Annotated in this window: 11 protein-coding genes; 5 read left to right on the forward strand and 6 right to left on the reverse strand. The window is 63.8% G+C overall.

Annotated elements, in window-relative coordinates; all coding sequences use genetic code 11:
* Nucleotides 1-28: 28 nt before the first annotated feature.
* Both HNP02_RS33965 and HNP02_RS33970 read left to right on the forward strand, forming a co-directional pair.
* A complete protein-coding gene (locus HNP02_RS33965; protein ID WP_221318347.1) occupies nucleotides 29-781 on the forward strand; it encodes a DUF4255 domain-containing protein in 753 nt (250 codons plus the stop codon).
* Nucleotides 778-2,820 (forward strand): ATP-binding protein, encoded by a 2,043-nt coding sequence (locus HNP02_RS33970; protein WP_309241792.1) that lies wholly within the window; start codon nucleotides 778-780, stop codon nucleotides 2,818-2,820. Before HNP02_RS33965 ends, HNP02_RS33970 begins: the two co-directional genes overlap by 4 nt.
* Before the next feature lie 8 nt (nucleotides 2,821-2,828).
* Here HNP02_RS33970 and HNP02_RS33975 read toward each other — a convergent pair whose 3' ends face one another.
* The 3 genes from HNP02_RS33975 to HNP02_RS33985 form a co-directional block, all read right to left on the reverse strand.
* Nucleotides 2,829-3,218: a DUF4280 domain-containing protein gene (locus HNP02_RS33975; RefSeq protein ID WP_184445066.1), complete on the reverse strand. Its 390-nt coding sequence runs from the start codon at nucleotides 3,216-3,218 to the stop codon at nucleotides 2,829-2,831.
* Nucleotides 3,219-3,248: 30 nt separating this feature from the next.
* Complete coding sequence (locus HNP02_RS33980) at nucleotides 3,249-4,691, reverse strand: hypothetical protein (RefSeq protein ID WP_184445067.1); 1,443 nt, start codon at nucleotides 4,689-4,691, stop codon at nucleotides 3,249-3,251.
* Between the two features lie 669 nt (nucleotides 4,692-5,360).
* Nucleotides 5,361-6,083 carry a DUF4157 domain-containing protein gene (locus HNP02_RS33985; RefSeq protein ID WP_309241793.1) on the reverse strand — a complete coding sequence of 241 codons (723 nt, stop codon included), beginning with the start codon at nucleotides 6,081-6,083 and terminating at the stop codon, nucleotides 5,361-5,363.
* Nucleotides 6,084-6,367: 284 nt separating this feature from the next.
* Here HNP02_RS33985 and HNP02_RS33990 point away from each other — a divergent pair, with 284 nt between their 5' ends.
* On the forward strand, nucleotides 6,368-8,743 hold the full coding sequence (locus HNP02_RS33990; protein WP_375373743.1) for an Hsp70 family protein: 2,376 nt from the start codon (nucleotides 6,368-6,370) through the stop codon (nucleotides 8,741-8,743).
* 53 nt (nucleotides 8,744-8,796) lie between these two features.
* On the opposite strand, the gene HNP02_RS33995 is transcribed toward HNP02_RS33990, so the two are convergent.
* The gene (locus HNP02_RS33995) at nucleotides 8,797-11,730 is read right to left on the reverse strand and encodes an Ig-like domain-containing protein (protein ID WP_184445070.1); all 2,934 of its coding nucleotides are present in this window, start codon (nucleotides 11,728-11,730) and stop codon (nucleotides 8,797-8,799) included.
* A gap of 555 nt (nucleotides 11,731-12,285) precedes the next feature.
* Between HNP02_RS33995 and HNP02_RS34000 the strand changes: the two genes are divergently transcribed.
* The gene (locus tag HNP02_RS34000) at nucleotides 12,286-14,640 is read left to right on the forward strand and encodes an LpqN/LpqT family lipoprotein (protein ID WP_184445071.1); all 2,355 of its coding nucleotides are present in this window, start codon (nucleotides 12,286-12,288) and stop codon (nucleotides 14,638-14,640) included.
* A 526-nt stretch (nucleotides 14,641-15,166) separates the two neighbouring features.
* Entirely contained in the window at nucleotides 15,167-15,358 is a 192-nt protein-coding gene (locus HNP02_RS34005) for a hypothetical protein (protein ID WP_184445072.1), read from the forward strand.
* 82 nt (nucleotides 15,359-15,440) lie between these two features.
* Here the strand turns inward: HNP02_RS34005 and HNP02_RS34010 are convergent, their stop codons facing one another.
* Nucleotides 15,441-17,366, reverse strand: coding sequence for an Hsp70 family protein (locus HNP02_RS34010; RefSeq protein WP_255507290.1), 1,926 nt, complete (start codon nucleotides 17,364-17,366; stop codon nucleotides 15,441-15,443).
* A 268-nt stretch (nucleotides 17,367-17,634) separates the two neighbouring features.
* Nucleotides 17,635-18,945, reverse strand: coding sequence for a hypothetical protein (locus HNP02_RS34015; protein ID WP_184445074.1), 1,311 nt, complete (start codon nucleotides 18,943-18,945; stop codon nucleotides 17,635-17,637).
* Nucleotides 18,946-19,143: the final 198 nt, after the last annotated feature.

A 19,143-nucleotide genomic window follows, 5' to 3' on the forward strand; every position in this document is an offset into this window, starting at 1 on the left:
CCGCGTATCCCTCTTTCGAGCGACGGTGATGACTGTGATTTCCGATGTCGATGATGCGCTGAAGAAGTTGATCAGCCGCGAGGCGATCAACGACGGGGAGGTCGAAGTGGTATTCGACGCGCCGAACAAGGATTGGGCAGCGCGTCGCAGCGGGCCCACCATCGATGTCTACTTGTATGACATTCGCGAAGATCTCCGCCGTCGGCAGCGGGGCATGATCAACGAGTACCAGGACAGCTTCGTCGTCTCACGGCATCTTCCACCGAGGCATTTCAAGTTGTCCTATCTGGTCGCCGCGTGGACGCAGCGTCCCGAGGACGAGCATCGCCTTCTGGCTTCCCTGCTGCGCTGCTTTCTGCGCTACGAGGCGCTGCCCGAGGACGTATTGAGCGGGTCGCTCCAGGAGCTCGGCCTGCCGGTGCCGATGACCGTCGCGCTACCGCCCCCTGAGGATCGATCGTTCGCCGACGTGTGGACGGCATTGGGCGGGGAGCTGAAACCCTCGCTCGACGTCGTCGTGACGGCGCCGATCGACTCTGGCCGATCGTTCCCGGCAGGCCCGCCGGTCAAGTGGTCGCCCTCGCTCACATTGGAGGGCATTGCCGGCAGTGCGCCGGCCGAGACCTTGCAGCGCGGTCTCACCGAGGTGGCCTTCAACGCCTCTAACGGGACAAGTCACGCTGAAGGGCCGACCGGGGCATCGGCCGCATCGTCCGGGGGATCGGATACGTCGATCCGGATCCGCAAACGTCGTCCGAAATCTGGTGGGACGACGCAGTGACGCCACTGGCGCCCCCGGTCCTCGACAGCCGGGGATATCTGCTCGGACGCGCAGCCGTCGTAGAAGAGCGGGTCCGGACGCTGGTCGCGCACCGACGGAGCGTCGACCCGGCACCCGACGATCAGTTCCGTGGCCTGTATATCAGCGATGCTGCGGTCGATGCCCTGTTGGGTGAGCCGCAGGAACCGCCGCGATTCGACTCGGCACGTCGAAATATCTTGGAGGGCAACGCCGATGAGGCGGAGGCTGCGGGTACTGTCCTGCGGCTGCGGGCATTGACGCGCACTGCGGGACTGACAGCTGACGATGTCGATCTCTTGGTCATCGCGTTGCTTCCCGACTTGGACTCCCGATTCGAGCGTTTCTACGGGTATCTCAATGACGACGTGACGCGTCGGCGCGCGACCGTCGGGTTGGCACTCGAGTTGGCCGACGTCTCGCCGTTGGATGCATCGGCGCGTGCCCGATTGTCGCCGGGGGCGCCGCTGGTGGACCTCGCGTTGGTGCTGATCGAGGAACCGGACCGGCCGTTCCTCACCCGTGGTTTGCGTGTACCGGATCGGGTCACTGCGCACCTGCTGGGCGATGACAAGCCCGATCCGGCCCTGGCCGGATTGCTGACCGAACCGCACCGCACCGTCACCGAGCAATCGACCGCGCTCGCGAAGGCTCTTCTTGCCGGGCAACGGTTCTGCTACTTGCGAGAGACCGGAGGCTGCTCCGGGGCCGCCTTGGCCGCCGACGGTTTGCACAAAGCCTCTCGGCCGGTGCTGCTGTGCGACGCGAAACGCTTGGTCGCGGCCGGCGATCCCACACTGGCGGTCGCAGTGCTGGGTCGTGAGGCCGTGCTACTCGATGCGGGTCTGGTGATTTCGTCGGTCGAGGCGCTCTCGGAACACTCCGTACGGGTCATGCCGCTGTTGTCCCGACTGCCGGTGCCGGTGGTGCTCGTCGGGACGTCGGCGTGGGATCCAGCATGGTCCGACGACGTTCCGTTGGTTGTCGAGACCACTCGGCTGACCACCTCGGAACGTACGGACCTGTGGACGCGCCAACTCGGATCGCTCGCCGATACCGTCGATGTCGCGGATCTGGCGTCACAGTTCGCGTTTGGGCCGAAAGAGGTTGCAGCGGCGATAGATTCGGCGCGTGCTTCGGCGCGACTCGACGGTGGTACACCGATCGGCGCCGGGCTGCGCCGTGGCGCTCGGTTACAGAATGCGGCGGGCCTCGAGCGGCTCTCGCGGCGCGTGGCACCCGGCGTCTCGTGGGACGACCTGGTTCTGCCGGACGGCACGCTCGAACAACTTCAGGAGCTGACGGTTCGAGCACGGTATCGGGAACGGGTCCTGCGCGACTGGCGGATGCGCCCCGGCGGGGGCCGCGGCACTGGTGTCACGGCACTCTTCGCGGGTGACTCGGGCACCGGCAAGACGATGGCGGCCGAGGTCATTGCCGGTGACCTAGGCCTCGATCTGTATGCAGTCGATCTCGCAACCGTCGTCGACAAGTACATCGGTGAGACGGAAAAGAATTTGGAGCGGATCTTCACCGAAGCCTCCAACGTCTCGGCGGTGCTGCTGTTCGATGAGGCGGACGCCATCTTCGGCAAGCGCAGCGAGGTCCGCGACGCCCACGACCGGTACGCCAACATCGAGAGCGCCTACCTACTGCAACGCATGGAGTCCTTCGACGGCGTTGCCGTGCTGGCGACCAACCTGCGGGCCAATCTGGACGATGCGTTCACCCGCCGGCTCGACATGGTCGTTGACTTTCCGATGCCCGACGAGGAGGCCCGGCTGGCACTGTGGAAGCGCTGCCTGGACGGCCCGGTTCCGGCATCGACGGACTTGCAGCTCGACGTCTTCGCCGAGGCATTCCCGTTGGCGGGAGGCAACATTCGGTCTGCAGCGATCACCGCCGCCTACATGGCGGCAGGTTCCGGCCGGGACGTCGACGTGGAGCACCTGACCGCCGCGATACATCGTGAGTACCGCAAACAGGGGCGGCTGTTGCCGACAGACGCACGCCGAGGATAGGGCGCGCCTTACGCCTGCACCGTCATGTTTGGGTTGGCAGTCACCGAGATCACCCCGCCCCACGTGCACATGCACTGGGAGACGTTCGTCAATACCGGCTGACCACCTATCGTGACCGTCGGGGATCCGGGTGTCCACGGCGACGCGGTGGCGGGAATGCACGGCTGCGGCGTCAACACGCCCAAGGCGGCGGCGGTCGCGGCGGCTACCTGAGGATTTGACGGAGTCATGCATACGCCGAACGACTTGATGTTCGCCATGGGCTTTGAGTCCATGATCGTTGCCGCGGGTTGCGACGACGCCATCACCCTGGCGACCGGCAAGACGGTCAGCGGGGATGGCGCGGCGCCGAAGGTGCATTGCAACATCGCGCCGTTCACGACTATCTGGCCTGCCATGAAACCGACTCTCTGCTCACAACCGACTCCTCACTTGTTGGTGACGCGGGCCCACAACCCGCCGGCCAATCCGAAGGCCGCCCCGAATAGGACCAAGATGATTCCGTAGCTGGGGGCACCAATGGACACGTGCTGCCACGCCAGCGAAATGAGCAACAGCAGCCAGTAGCCGATTGCCGCCACCGCGATCAGGGCTGCTACTCGGATGCTCCATTTTCCCACGCTGACAAAGGCCGTCACGATCATTGCGATGGCCAGGACGAAAATCGAAATACGTTCGGGCGGTTGGGAAAACACGACAAACTGGTCGGGCGTTTGATGCCAGAGGAACATAACCCCGTACTGATTGAGCTTGTCGAGCAGTCCGGTATTGGCGGAGTTTGACCACCAATTCGATTCGAACAGCCATCTGGCGTTGAACAGCTTCGCGTTCGATGCCCACGGCTCTGCGGCGCCCCACATCGCTAGCACGCCACCGAAGACAATCAGCGCGGCCTGGACAATCGGAATCCAGTCCCAGCCGGCGTGGATGAAAGTTGCCTTCGTGGTCAGGGATTCGTGTTCGTCGGAGGCAGTGATCTCCAGCTGACGCGTCGCATCCTCGTCACGCTTGGCCGGGTTTGGCGCGGACACCGATACCAGACCCCATGCCACCCCGCCGGGCGGCACGTCGAAACCTGGTGGAGAAAACTCGAACTGCACGACACCTTCGAGGTCGGTCCCTGACATGCCGGCTTGCAGCCATTGCGACTCATGGCGGTTTTCGATGCAGAACTGTAGCTGTCCTTGACGATTATCGGACCGCAGGGTTTCCGGAGTCACCGTCAGGCGCGACACCGAATAGGCGGTTACCGACGTCGACTGCGCGAACTCGCCGGTGACCTCGACTTCGCCGTCGCCGTAGGTCGCCACCACCGAGAACGGCTTCAATGATTCCTTGCCCGACGGGGGCGGAGGTGCGCTGATGCGCACCGACGTGGTGACCGCGCGGTCCGCCGGCACCGACAGTGTGTGGTTGGCGAACGCGAAGCGCACCACGCCTTGGGGATCGCGTCCCTCGAACTGCACCGTGCGTGCTGTTGTCGGTCCGCGATTGTCGACGATCAGGGTGACCACCGTTGACTCGGAGTCTCGCACGTGCGGTGAACTGGGATCCATCCGCAGGCGAAGCGGCGCCGCAACCGTACGCTCCTGATTGACGATTACCGTCGCCTCGGCGGTGGTGTTGTCTTCGCTGGCGGTGATCGTCAGCTGGCGAATCTGTGTTTCCCCGGCCCGGACCTCGGGCACAGTGAATTCGGCCAGTGCCTTGGTGGTCTGACCAGGCTCGAGGACCAGCCACGGCGGCGAGAAGGTGAATGTGACCTTGCCTTCGGAGTCTGAGCCGGCGAGGGCCACGTTGTGTGGGTAGTTACTGCTGGTGTTGTCGAGCAGGACTTCGACGCTGCCGGTGTTCTGGTCGACCAGGCGCACGGCAGTCGGCCGCGTAGTCACCGTGACCGCGGAACCGGACGGCGGGACGGTCACCGAAACCGGGACTTCGGTGAACCGCGCCGCATCGCGCTGCGAACACACCCGCAGTCCGACGGTGATGGTCTGGGCGGGGATCAGAGCCCCCGAAGCCATGGCGAAGGTGGCGGTGATGAGTTCTGTCGTTCCCGGCATGAGCGTGACTTCGGGATGGCTCAGTGTTAGCCAGGGGGGCGCCGCGATAAGGGTCATCTCATAGGCATCGACGATGGTCGACGGGTTGCGGACCTGGACTCCGAGGCCGGCGTCCGGTTCGAGTATCGCCTCTGGGTGGGGGAGTTCCACCTCGGGAGCTTGCGCAGGGCTCCCGGTGCCGGTCGCTGTGCTTGTTGCCCCTCCGGCCGTTCGGCTGTGCGCGCCGACGGGCTCGGCCGGTATCGCGATCGTCTGATCCGGATCGGGCCTGTTGGCAGCCGAGTCCCAGCCGAGGTACTCGTCGCAGCCGACGCAGAAGCGCGCATCTACAGCGTTGGGCGTACCGCAGTCGTTACATACGTGTTCGGTCATAGCCCGTCCGCGAGGGTCGAAACGTCACCGTGGTCAGCGGGACTATATCCCGGGCTCCGGGGCCTCGGTGGGCATCCGCCATCACTAGCCGTTGCCTTGTCTTCGTTACGAATCGAGCTCGGCAAAGCCCTCGTGTCGCTGGACGAAGGTCTGAGCCGCGGCGGCGTTGTCAGGGTCTTCCTCCTCCTCTGCCTCCTCGCGCTGCACCATTGGCACGGTGCCATCGGCCGACCGCTGGACGTCATGAGTCGGGGGAGGGGCTGAGGCCATGACCCGGTCGGCATTGGCCACCGCATCGCGTTCGAACCGATCAGACGGATCGCTGACCTTCACCCCACCGCCGGCGTCGGTTCCGTCGACCGGCCCATTTCGCTGCTGCACGACATGGGTCAGTTCATGGGCGAGCATGTGTTGGCCGGATTGCGATCCGGGCTCGTACTTGCCCTGCTGAAAGACGATGTCCGAGCCGACGGTGTAGGCCTGCGCGTTCACGGATTTGGCCGAGTCGTGTGCCGCCGCGTCGGCATGAATCCTGACGTCGCCGAAATCATGGCCCAGTCGGCCTTCCATGTCAGCCCGGATCGTCGGCTCCATGGGGGAACCTCCGGACCCGATCACGTCGTGAACCGGGGAGCGTTCCTGCTCGATCAGTTCGGCGGTGCCTGCATTGCCGATCGCGCGCTGCAGTCCCATCACCCCGGACGTGCCTGCGGCGTCGAGGCGTCCCGACATGGCGGCTTTCAGGGCGACTGCCGATTCCGCCTCCTCGATCCGGGATGCCTTGGGACGCAGGCTTGATTCTTGGTCGAAGCCGTCATGGATGTGCACGCGGTACCTCGCTTGCCGTATTGGTCTGCTGTCCAGGATCCACCCTCGGTGCGGTCTGCGGAAGAGGCGAACGACTACGCATTCGGGCATGACACGTTGCCCTTTCGGGCAGAGCCAGTTTGGCGTCGGCGGTGATCCGGGGAGGGCTGGAGTTTCATCGATCAGGTAGCCCTGTCTGGTCACAGTCATTGCTAAGGTCGTCCGATATCGGTGGTCCGGCCGGGCGTCGGGCTGCTGGTTCATTGCGGTTGCTGCTACGGGTGATTGAGATGGCGGGGTCGGTGATGAGCGGTCGGGCGGACCTGGATTTGGTTTGGGTGCTGGCGGTCGACTTCGGTACCACGGCGACGGCGGCGGCGGTGCGCGAACCGGACGGCAGAGTTGCTGGTCTGGTTCTGCCTGACGGGACGTCGACGATGCCGTCATCGGTACTCGCCGACCCCAACGGTGTGCTGGTCGGTACCAAGGCCGACAGTGCGGCGGGATATAGCCTGGATCGCTACCAGCCGACCCCGAAGCGTGACATCGGGCGGGCCAGCGTGCTGCTGGGAGACGCAGAGTTTCGGCCGTGCACGCTGATCGCCGCGGTGTACGCGGCGATCATCCGTGAGGCGGTGCGTCAACACAATCACCGCCCGCCCGAGCAGTTGGTGTTGACCCATCCGGTCGACTGGTCAGACCGGCGCCTCGATGTTCTGCGCGAAGCGGTTTCGATGGCTGCTGATCAGCTCGAGATTTCGCTACCCGATCCGACGTTCATGCCGGAACCGGTCGCCGCGGCGACGCACTACGCGCAAGCCTCCGATCAGCCCACGGCCCGCATTATCACCACCTCCGCTGGTTCGGCTGTGGTGCCCTCTGAGGAGGTGGTCGGCGATGAGTACTTCGCCGTGTACGACCTCGGTGGGGGTACGTTCGATGTCACGGTGTTGTGCCGCTCGTCGGATGGGTTCGAAATCCTGGCTACTGGCGGGATCGATCCGTTGGGCGGCTTCGAGTTCGACAACCGGCTGTTCAACTACCTGGGGCAGACGCACTACAAGAAAGCCGACCCGAAACTGTGGCAGGCGCTTGACTACCCCGATCCCGAAGATCCTGACAGTGGCATGCGGCGGCGCATGCTCGACACGACGGTCCGTCAGGTCAAGGAAGAGTTGTCCGAGCACACCCAGCGCACGGTGCGTCTGCCCGGGTTGCCCGAACCGGTGCTGGTGACGCGCACCGAGTTCGAGAATCTCATCAGGACTGATCTCGATGCGACCATCGCCGAGTTTGAGGCGACGCTGGCCCGGGCCGGGTTGACACCAGATCAGTTGGCAGGGATCTATCGGATCGGTGGCGCCTCGCGGATTCCGTTGGTGGGCAGCCTGCTTGATCAAATTGAGCGTCCCGTTCATGTCGTTGATCATCCGAAGACGGTCGTTGCGCTCGGCGCTGTGGTCGATGCGGCGGAGTCCGTCGAGCCAGCGGTAGTGGACGAGCCGCCCACGGCTGAGCAACCAGAGACGCAGACGGAACTGCTTGCAACCGTGCCCGTTTCCGCCGACGGCGCGGGAGTGGCGAGGAAACGCCCACTGCGGCTGATCGGCGCTGTGGCGGCAGTCGTGTTGATCGCGGGCGCCGCCGTGACCGGTTGGCTGGTGTTCGGAAAGGCGAAGGAGGAACCGTCGGCGCCTTCTGCGGCGGCCGCGTCTGATTCGGGGGATAACCCTAATCATCTCAGCGATGCTGAGATCGATCTGCTCAAACTGTCTGACTGGCACTACAACCGGGCGTCATGTAAGCCAGCCCAAGGCGGCAGCTATGTGCAGGTGTCGATCGCGTGTGTGGGTAAGCCGGCCAGCGGTGCGCCGCCTGCACAGTTTTTCTCTTTCGCGTCGGTAGAGAACCTCCGTACTTTTGTCTCAGCCAAAACGAAACAGTTCGACTCGACGAATTGCCCGGGTGACCCGCCGGGGCAAGACGGGCCGGCCAGAAACAGAACGGGCACCGAGGTCGGCAGGCGCGCTTGCTACCTCGACAAGTCGACCGACCCGCCCACGCCGGTGACAATCGTCACCCACGAGAAGACGTTGGTCGCCGCCATCTACACCTGGAACGGGCCGGGCGGCGCCGCCGGTCTGAACGCCTGGTTCGGGCACGCACCCGATCCGACCTCCGGCGGGCTCACCGATGATCCGGTGGATCCCGATAACTTCACCCCCGCCGACCTCGACCTGATTGCCCGTGCGCTCAACAACAAAGATCCACAAGATTGCCGGCATCTGGAACCCCCCGGCGGAGACATCCAGGCGAACGTGGTCTGTGCGGGCGGCAACGTCAACGCCCCGACCATCATTCTCGCGGGGTTCACCACGAGTGCGCAGGCCCGGACCCAATGGGACAATGACTTCCGGCGATTCGGCGAAAGCTGTGACGGACAGGCGGACCCGACCAACGCTGCTTGGACGGTGCGGGGCTCAGACGTCGGCCGTTACACGTGCCTTACCGAGGATTCCGTCGGCACGCCCAGAGCCGCGATCCTTGCGGTCAACGAACAAAAGGCATTCGGAGCTGAGCTGGTCGTAGTGGCGCCGGATTGGCCGTACCCGACTCCGCGGAACCAGCCCGAACTCGTTGATTGGTTCATCAAGCAGAACGAGGGTTCGTTCTGGCGATAAATGTGTTTTACGGATGCTTGCGTTGACCGCTAAGCCCGTTCGAGCAGTTCAACTCATGGCGCGCCCGGCGTCGGTATCGGTGCATCGAGCGGGTCGGGCGGTGTGTTGGTTGGGGCCGTTGGATCTGTACGGCCGGGAAGATTGTTGTCGACGCTTAGTCCCAAGACAATGTCCAGCAAGCTGAAGATGTCAAATGGCTGTCCTTCGGCATGGGTGTCGGGATTTAGCGGGTCGAGTGTGGGGGTCAATGGGCTGCCGGGATCGGCGGGTTGGGGGATTGGCTGTTGGAGGTCGATGCCGAGTAACCAGGCGATGACGTCGAACGGTTGCGTTCGGGCGTGGGCATCGGACGGGTCGCTGTTGGCGGTGGGTTCGTGGACCGGTCCGTTGGCCGCGGCAGGCGTTGCTTCGGGACTGCCAGTGTGTGGGTTGTCCGGACTGTTGACGATCGGTTGGTCGGTGCAGCGGGAGTCGACCACATCGTGTTGGGTGCCGTCGGCTCCGTTGGTGCATGTTCCGGCGACAGCCGCCGGGGCGAGGGTAGTGCTGGGGATCGCGCCGCCCGACCAATTACCTGTCACGATCGGGCGCGTTGGGGGAGGTGGCGGAGGTGGCGGAGGTGGCGGAGGTGGCGGAGGTGGCGGAGGTGACGATGTGCCGATTACATAACTACTCTTGCTCGTCACGGCGGCGGTTCCAGAGGAGCTGCCCATTTTACATTGATTCAGGCGTTCTTCCCGGATAGGCAGAGCGTAATTCCACTCGCTCCCGGCCTTCTTGGCATTCACAATCACTTGCACCTGTGTGCTGTATGTGATGGTGGGGTCATCCGGGTCGGTTGCGGTCAGAGTGAAAGTATCGGTGCCGCCGGAGTCAGCCAGGGTTGTATTGGGGGTGTACGTAAAGGTGCCGGTGGTGGCATCGATGTTGACCGTGCTGCCGTTGCCGGTGATGGGAGCGGTGGCGCTGTAGATCCACTGGTTGCCTTGGCGCGAGACATACGCCTTCCCCGTTGCACCTCCAGCAGGGGTGGGCGTCGCTTTCGTGTAGTACAAATCGTACGGGCCGAATTCCGAGGTTGGCAGGTTAACAGTGATTGGGACACTGTTGTAAAGGGCGGAAGCGTTTGGGGCGGAGTCGTACGCGGTGATCGTGAATGTGTCGGTCGTTGGTCCGCCGTTAGATGCGGCTATTACGGCCTTGATGGTCGGGGTGTAGGTCCATTCGCCGGTGGCGGGATTGATTTCGACCTTGCCGTATGTGGGTTCGGTGGTAACGCTGTAGGCCACTGGAATCCCAGATGGGTCGGTATCCGTTGACAGAGTCCACTTCGACACCACCGTAAAGTCGCTGAAGGTGGGTATCGGGGTGACGGTCAAGTTGATCGTTGCGGGTGCTACTTGCGCTGTGATGGCGATGGTTGCTGTTGCGTTGGGGTTGGCGGTGGGGGCGACCGCGATGGTGAACGTATCAGTGGTGGGTCCGCCGGTGGCTGCGGACACCCGGGCGTCAGTGGTTGGGGTGTAGGTGAATTCCCCCGGTGTGGAGTCGGTGGTGACGGCGCCGGTCGCGGGTGCGGGTGGAGTCAGAACCCTGTAGGTGAAGGGCCGACCGAGTGGATCGGCGGCGACGATTTTCACGGTGACCGCTCCGCTGGAATTCGGGGAGCTGATGGAGACTGATTGCACGATGGGCGTCACCGCGGTGACGGTGACGTTCACCGCCGCGGGGGTGACGGCGTTGTTGGGTTCGAGGAAGAACAGGGGGCCGTGGAGATGGAAGGTAGGGTTGAGTAGCGGATAGGTGGATAGGTCTTGCAGGTTGAGGCCGTTGTCGCTGACGTCGACGGTGAAGGTGTCGGTGCCGCCGAAGGTGGCCGTTGTGAGGTCCGGGGTATACGTGTAGGTGCCGTCGGGGTGGATGGTGACCGTGCCGTGGGTGGGTTGTTGGGTGATGGTGTAGGTGAGGGGGTCGCCATCGGCGTCGAGGGCGCCCAGGGTTCCGGTGATGACGCCTGCGCTGTTTGTGGTGAGTTGTCGGGGGTTGAGGGTGGGGGCTTGGTTGAAGAAGGTGCGCCGGGTCCAGGCCAGGATGGTCCAGGCGAGCGGGTTGTCCAGGGGGGCGTTGGGCGCGGTGAGACCCATCGCGGCGGTCACGATGCCTCTGAGGAAGCCGTCGATGGCGGCAACGACGGCGCCGATCAGCGTTGGCGTGGGTGTGCTCGCGATGGCCGCGGGGGCCAGCGCGGCGACCTTATTGGTTGTCGCGGTGAGCGCAGTGCTCTTGGCCGCGACATTGGTTGCGGTCAGTGAAGTAGTCGGGTTGCTCGATGCCAATTGCAGTGCCTGGGCGGTGAGCGCGCTCGTGGTTCGTGGGTTGGTTACAGCGACGGGGTTGATGGTTGCCTGAGCGAGGGCGGCTGCGGTCGGGTTGCTGTTACCGGTCGGGTTCGCATTCTTGGCCGTCGGAGGTGGCGGGTCGGCCGCGGTCATGGCGTTTGGCGTGGGTGCTGCGGTGGCGCTTGGCGTCGGCGGGGTGTCTGTCGGCGTCGTTGGCGCGCTGCCCAATTCGGTGGCGGCGGAGGCGCCGGTAGCCGTTACTGGATCAACATTGGTGAGGGGTTCGACCTCGGGTGTCGATTGCGTGGTTTGTGGGGCGGTGTTGAGTGACCCGCCGTTGCTGCTGGCCTGGACTGAAGTGGCGGGCTGAGTCGGCGAGGTGTTGGTTCCGCTGGGGGCTGATGTATTGGTGGTGTTGTTGTTCGGGAGTTCCGTAGCTCCACTGGGCGAAGCGGTGGTGTCGGCGGGTGGGTTGGTGCCGGATGTCCCGGAGGGGCTGGAGGTGTTCGTGCTGTCGTTGGTTGGAGAGCTTTCGCTTCCGGTGTCCGCGTGGATCACGGCAGGGGTGGCGATGGTAAGCGCTATACCCACACCCAAGGCCGCTGCGAGCCCGCCGATCCGTCCCACGAAGTGCGCATACTCGGTCATGCCGAAATTCCCCCCGTCGCCACCAACGCGCCGTTGTGGCCATCGTCGCAGACCAGCGGGTGTGACCGCGTGGGGAGAAAATACCTACGTTCGGAACAGCGCATCTCGGGCTGCGCCTTTGCTGGCTGGTACTTTATTTCCGCTGCTGCGTAAACAGTTTCGCCGAAACAGATCGCTGCGTTCAGGACCGCTTTGGCCGCAAAAGATCCCGCCTGGAGAACATGACCGCGACGCTCGGCGGGGTGCCTTGCTGCTGGGTGTAGTTGAGATGTCGTCTTGGCAACCATCTGCTCATCCTTCGATCGCAGTCGTCTCGATACACGAAAGTGTGAGCTGAAGACGCAATGCGGGCATGAGTAGTTCACTACTCGACATCTGGCACATTCATACTGTGATATTGGTCTTCTGCGCGAAGCGCTGATCAATGTGGATCCGGCTATGCAGTGGCCAATGACCATAATTGCTAAGGTCGTCAGATATTGGCGTCCCGGCCGAGCGTGGGGGCGCCAGTCATGACGGTTGCTCTTGGGCGTTATCGAGATGGCGGGGTCGGCGATGAGCAGTCGGAGGATGCTGGCCGATGGCTGGGTGCTGGCAATCGACTTCGGCACCACTGCGACGGCGGCGGCGGTGCGCGAACCGGACGGGCGAGTTGCTGGTCTGGTTCTGTCTGACGGCACGGTGACGATGCCGTCGTCGGTACTGGCGGATCCCTCGGGTGTGCTGGTCGGTACCAAGGCCGACAGTGCGGCGGGGTATAGCCTGGATCGCTATCAGCCGACCCCGAAGCGGGATGTCGGCCGGGCCAGTGTGCTGTTGGGAGACTCGGAGTTTCGGCCGTGCGCGCTGATCGCCGCGGTGTACGCGGCGATCATCGGTGAGGCGGTGCGTCAACACAATCAGCGCCCGCCCGAGCAGTTGGTGTTGACGCATCCGGTTGACTGGTCAGACCGGCGCCTCGGTGTTCTGCGCGAAGCGGTTTCGTTGGCTGGCACTCAACTCGGGATTTCGCTACCCGATCCGACATTAATACCGGAACCGGTCGCCGCGGCCACGCACTACGCGCGTCTGGATCCATCCGACGACGCGCATACGGCGCGATCTGCCACCTTCACGGATTCGGCCGCCGCTGCATCGGGTGACCAGACAGACGATCAGTTTTTCGCGGTATACGACCTCGGTGGGGGCACTTTCGATGCCACTGTCCTGTGTCTCTCGTCGGACGGGTTCGAAGTCCTGGCTACCGGCGGGATTGACCCGTTGGGCGGCTTCGACTTCGACAACCGGCTGTTCAATTACTTTGGGCGGACGCACTACAGAAAGGCCGATCCGAAGCTGTGGCAGGCGCTTGCTCAACCTGATGCCGGAGACCCGGACAGTGGTATGCGGCGGCGTTTTCTCGATGCAACGGTCCGTCAGATCAAGGAAGAGTTGTCCGAGCACACGCAGCGCACGGTGCGTCTGCCCGGGTTGCCCGAACCGGTGCTGGTGACTCGCACCGAGTTTGAGAATCTCATCCGGAGTGATCTCGATGCGACCATCGCCGAGCTCGAGGCGACCCTGGCCAGGGCCGGGTTGACGGCGGACCAGTTAGCGGGGATCTATCGGATCGGTGGATCATCGCGGATTCCGTTGGTGGGCAGCCTGCTTGATCAATTCCAGCGTCCCGTGCACGTCGTTGATCACCCGAAGACGGTCGTTGCGCTTGGCGCCGCGGTCGGGTCGGGAGTTGCCGACGAGCCGCACGTGCCGACGGAACTGGAGACCACCGCGCCCGTTCCCGTGGGTGGCGCTGCTTCCGTCTCGCCCCGGCAGCTACTCGTCGACGAAGTGACCGCGTTGTACCGGTCGGAGAAGTGGCAGGAGGTCGTGGCGAAAGCAGATGAACTAGCCCGACTGAACCCTGGTGATCCGGATCCGGGCGGGATGGTCGCCGACGCGCGGGACAGGCTGCGTCAGGCCGACCTCGAGAATCGCTACGCCCGGGGAGTTGAATTGCTCCAGAAGGCTCAGTGGAGGGAAGCGATTGGTGCGTTTGCCGCGATCGAGCAAGAACAACCCGGCTACCGCGATACCTCTGCGTTGATCAGCGCGGCCCAAAAGCTGGATGAGACAACGGGAAGTGATCAAGTATCGACCGCCGAGCCGGCTGCTGAAATGTCACCACCACCACCGCCGATCGATTCGCCACCGCTCCTTGCGGGGTCTCGCAGGCGCAGAAGACCAAGCGCCGCGGTCGTCGCTGGGGTGGCCGGGGTCGTCGCTCTCGGCGCAGCAGTTGCGATCTTCGTAGGGATGCAGGATTCGGAGTCCTCGAAAACGTCAGCCCCGATTTCGTCGGTGACCACGTCGCCGTCTTCGCCGTCGCTGGGGGCGTCAGTTGAAGCGCCTCGGCCTATCACGACCATCGACGACTACATCAAGGCGAACAACATCCAGGCGACGACGGTCACTCCGTCGACGCCGGGCGCACCGAAGATCGATCTCCCTGTGCCGCCAGGCTGGACACGCACACCAGAAGGCCCGGGCAGCAACTACTTTGGGGTCGTCTTCGATGCGCCGACCATGCCTGCCGATGCCCCGCGGTTCATCGTGACCGTCGAGAAGCTGCTGGGCGTTGTCGACACGGAGAAACTTCTCGCTGTTGCAGCTGGTTCGGCTAAGCAGCTGCCAGGTTACGCGGGCGATCCTCCGGTGCAGGCCTCGTTGAGTGGCTTTCCCGGAGCGCGACTGGCCGGCACCTACACCGAGGACGGCGCGCCGCGGATGGTCATGCAGTACGTTGTCGCGATCCCAGGAGCGGACGGCACGTATCTGATGCGGATCAATGCTGACAGCCCGGACGGCGACGCCGACGCGGTGCGGGCGGCGGCCAAGGTGTTCGCGCAGAAAACCACTATCACGGTGTGAATGTGCCAGAACTCGAGTAGCGAACTACTCATGCCCGCATTGCATCTTCAGGTCACACTTTCATGTATCGAGACGACCGCGATCGAAGGATGAGCAGATGGATGCGAAGAGGACATCGTCGTGGTATCGGCGCCCCGGGGTTTTCGTTGCGAGCGCTGCGATTGCCGCTGGCGTGAGCATCGCGGTGCTCGGGCCCAGCGATCAGGATCCCGTGAAATTCGATGCGACTACGCCCCATCCCACGTGGTCGAAATTCGATGCGGCTACGCCCCATCCCACGTGGTCGATGGGATACATCCTCGTCACGGCAGATCCGTGGGCTCCTGAACCACAACCCGCTGCACCGCCGCCTCAGGCGCCCGCGGCGCCACCGGCGTACGAACCGCCGGCAACGAGGGAGTACGTGCCGGCATACGTACCACCGCCTCCGCCGCCACCGCAGGTGACGTTGAGGCTCGATAATCCGATAACGGCGGCCTTAGTGTCGATGACGAATGTCCCCAGCGGGTCTACGGTTGGATGCCACATGAACACTGTCGCGACTTCGGGTCTGGCCGCCTCGATCGGTGCCCGCGTGGACAACGACTTCACCTTGGTCGGCACGCAAGAGACGAGAGTCCCAGCCGGTAGCGCCAACGGACCCGCGACCGGTTCGGCATTCCATCTCACCGTGACGTGCGACAACGGAACCTCGACCAGCCTGGATGCGGTTTACTGACTGGCGTTCGACGCTGGACGACCAAGGTCATCGGCGCCTACCACCAGTTGTGGGCCCCGCTCGACGTCCCGAGCACGTCGCATTATCGACCTACCAACAACGACTCGAAGTCGGCCACCTGGCCACCGTACCGGCTGATGTATTCCTCGACCACGGCCTTCTTGAGCACGCCGACGTCGATGAGGTCGGCGCGATTGGGCGGCGGTGCACCAGCCAACACTTCGTAGCTGGAGACGATGGCGTCGATCGCTACGGGCTGACGTAGTCGCTGGGTGCCGATCACGTCCAGGAGTGCTTGGGCGACAGCCGGATACGGCGTGAACTCGGAATTGGCGAGGTACTCGCGCAGGTCATCGTTTCCGCGGGGCAACGTCGTGTCGATCCCTGCCGCGTTGAGTGTCCGGATGAGCTGGTCTGGGCCGCTGTCCGTTGAACCGGGATTCGTCGAAGCGGTGGGCGATGGCACGTCGGATGAACCGGTGGGCGGTGGCAGCTCGGATGAACCGGTGGGCCTGGCGGCTGGGGGCTGCCCAATCGGGCCGGAGACGCCCGAGTCCGGCTTCGAGGAGAGCATGACTACCAGAACGACGACGGCCACCACCACCGCCGCAGCGATCCCGCCGATGACGGCCAGCACCTTCTTGCTTGGCCCCGTGCGGGTCTTCTCCGACTGGTGCAACGCGGTCACTTCGTCGGCGAGTCGCTGCCGGGGCGAGACGGAAGCAGCGCCCTCGGCGGAAACAGGGACGGTTGCAAGCAGTTCCGTCTGCCCCTCTGGTTGCGCACCGGTGGGCAGCTCGTCCACTACCGCTGGCTCGACGGACTCCGCCGCATCGACCACAGCGCCGAGCGCAACGACCGTCTTCGGATGATCAACGACATGAACGGGACGCTCAATTTGATCAAGCAGGCTGCCCACCAACGGAATCCGCGATGCGCCACCGATCCGATAGATCCCCGCCAACTGATCTGGTGTCAACCCGGCCCGGGCCAGCGTCGCCTCAAACTCGGCGATGGTCGCATCGAGATCAGTCCTGATGAGGTTCTCGAACTCGGTGCGCGTCACCAGCACCGGTTCGGGCAACCCGGGCAGACGCACCGTGCGCTGGGTGTGCTCGGACAACTCTTCCTTGACCTGACGGACCGTCGTGTCGAGCATGCGCCGCCGCATGCCACTGTCAGGATCTTCGGGATCGGGGTAGTCAAGCGCCTGCCAAAGTTTCGGGTCGGCTTTCTTGTAGTGCGTCTGCCCCAGGTAGTTGAACAGCCGGTTGTCGAATTCGAAGCCGCCCAACGGATCGATCCCGCCAGTAGCCAGGATTTCGAACCCATCCGACGAGCGGCACAACACCGTGACATCGAACGTACCCCCACCGAGGTCGTACACGGCGAAGTACTCATCGCCGACCACGTCCTCAGAGGGCACCACAGCCGAACCAGCGGAGGTGGTGGTAATGCGGGCCGTGGGCTGATCGGAGGCTTGCGCGTAGTGCGTCGCCGCGGCGACCGGTTCCGGCATGAATGTCGGATCGGGTAGCGAAATCTCGAGCTGATCAGCAGCCATCGAAACCGCTTCGCGCAGAACATCGAGGCGCCGGTCTGACCAGTCGACCGGATGGGTCAACACCAACTGCTCGGGCGGGCGGTGATTGTGTTGACGCACCGCCTCACGGATGATCGCCGCGTACACCGCGGCGATCAGCGTGCACGGCCGAAACTCTGCGTCTCCCAGCAGCACGCTGGCCCGCCCGATGTCACGCTTCGGGGTCGGCTGGTAGCGATCCAGGCTATACCCCGCCGCACTGTCGGCCTTGGTACCGACCAGCACACCGTTGGGGTCGGCGAGTACCGATGACGGCATCGTCGACGTCCCGTCAGGCAGAACCAGACCAGCAACTCTGCCGTCCGGTTCGCGCACCGCCGCCGCCGTCGCCGTGGTACCGAAGTCGACCGCCAGCACCCAAACCAAATCCAGGTCCGCCCGACCGCTCATCACCGACCCCGCCATCTCGATCACACCCAGCAGCAACCATCAGCAACCAGCAGCCCAACGCCCGGCCCGTATCCAAACACACACGGCCAAGTTCTGTGAACGTAATCGCGACATTAAGGCGTGACCGCGATCGCTTCGTCCTGAGAATATCTAATTTCGATTACGACGCTTCTTTCATCAGCAATGAACGCGGTATTCGGCGAAGCAATGTCACGGCGGAACCGATACTCGGCGCTGCCGCAATCTGATTGACGAGTCCATTCGGCGTCACGTTTGGCCTTGATCATTTGTCGAGAAGGAAAATGGCACGCCAAACCTGGGGTAGAGCGGGATTTTCGGCTCGCGCCCCCACGATCAACTGTTGGTGGGGTTCCAGCGTCGACGTGATCTCTTCCGGTTTGGTCCTCCGGGACTTAGAAATATCGGCATTCAGCCGGCCCCCGGCACCGCCACGCGCTGCGAGCCCGATGTCCACGAGGTGGTTCGCTAGTACTGGCCTGCTCAGCACCGGTGTGATGAAGACATTGCGGATCGCCTCGCCGGACTGCTGAGCAATCCAGGGGATCCAGATGTCCTGTTCGCAGCGCATATCCGATGGCGGTTGCTTGCCGTTGTAAGCCGTTCGTAGAGCGTCGAACCGAGCCGCGACCGCGTCCACCTCGCGGTCGCTTTGGAAACTGGCAAGTTCGAAGCGCATCAGTTTCACGTGCTCCTGCTGAATCGCCGAATCGGTCATGCGGCGCTTGCCACCGGCTTCCCCGACCCGTAGGTCAGCCGAAATTCGCTCGGTGCCCACAATCGCATCGGTGTACACCTGCGAACCCGTCGCCATCGGAAGAACCGCCGCGCTGAGATCATCCAACTTTTGCAGCGTTTGGACTTGCCGTAACGCCGGGGAGAGCTCGGGTGCGATCTTGGGGACCGGCACGTCGAACTTCACGTTCGCGGAAATGCCGCCCTCGATGAATTCTCCGGCGACTTCGCCGATGGCCTCCAGCGATTTCTCCGCAGCGAGGCCGGCCTTGGCGGCTGCGGCGATCACGCCTTCGGCGGCCAGGCCGACGGCGATCCCGATCGCGGCGCCAGATGCGTAATCCAGCCAGGCTTGCTCGGTCTGTGCCTCGGCCGCCGCCTGCTTGATGACCAGATCGTAATGGTCGTAGCAACGCCGGTAGACCGCATTGACCCATTTGAAGTACTCGCGGAGTGCATTGATGTCCTGCGTGGCGTTCCTCGTGAACACCGACACATTCAGTTGCCGCGTCTTGAGTTTCGTGCCAAGTATCTCGATGTCATTCACCGACGGGACCAACGGCTTGGTCGGCGCGCGCTGAACGGTGGCGCGCTGAACATTGGGCGCCCCCGCGCCCGGGGTCGGTCGCAGCAGTCGCTGTGTTTCCCGGTTGCCGACCGTTCGCTGCAATTGGACGGCGAGTCTGGCCCCTGAACCCCGATCCCAGGTCGAAGCTCCTTCGCGAGGGGCGAATGCTGCGACGCCCGCTGTTTGGCTGGTTTGGGAGACCGGGGACCGTCCTCGTGGATCGCGCCCGGTCTTGCTGACGTCCTCATGCTGCGAAGCACGCAGGGTACCCATTGAAGGATCATGCCTGATACGGGCGAGCAGATGCCCCGTTCGATCGGGCAATTATTCGGGGTGGTCCTCCACGAGGGTTCCCCTGGTCAATGCCGAAGTCCATTGGCGTTATACGTCGGTTGACGACCATGAATGCTCCGAGTCTTTGGTTTTGCCCCAACGGGCACACATTGATGCCCGACCGGCAGTCCGAGCGTC

It is taken from the genome of Mycobacterium sp. AZCC_0083, assembly GCF_014202335.1.
In the GTDB taxonomy this organism is placed as follows: Bacteria; Actinomycetota; Actinomycetes; order Mycobacteriales; family Mycobacteriaceae; genus Mycobacterium.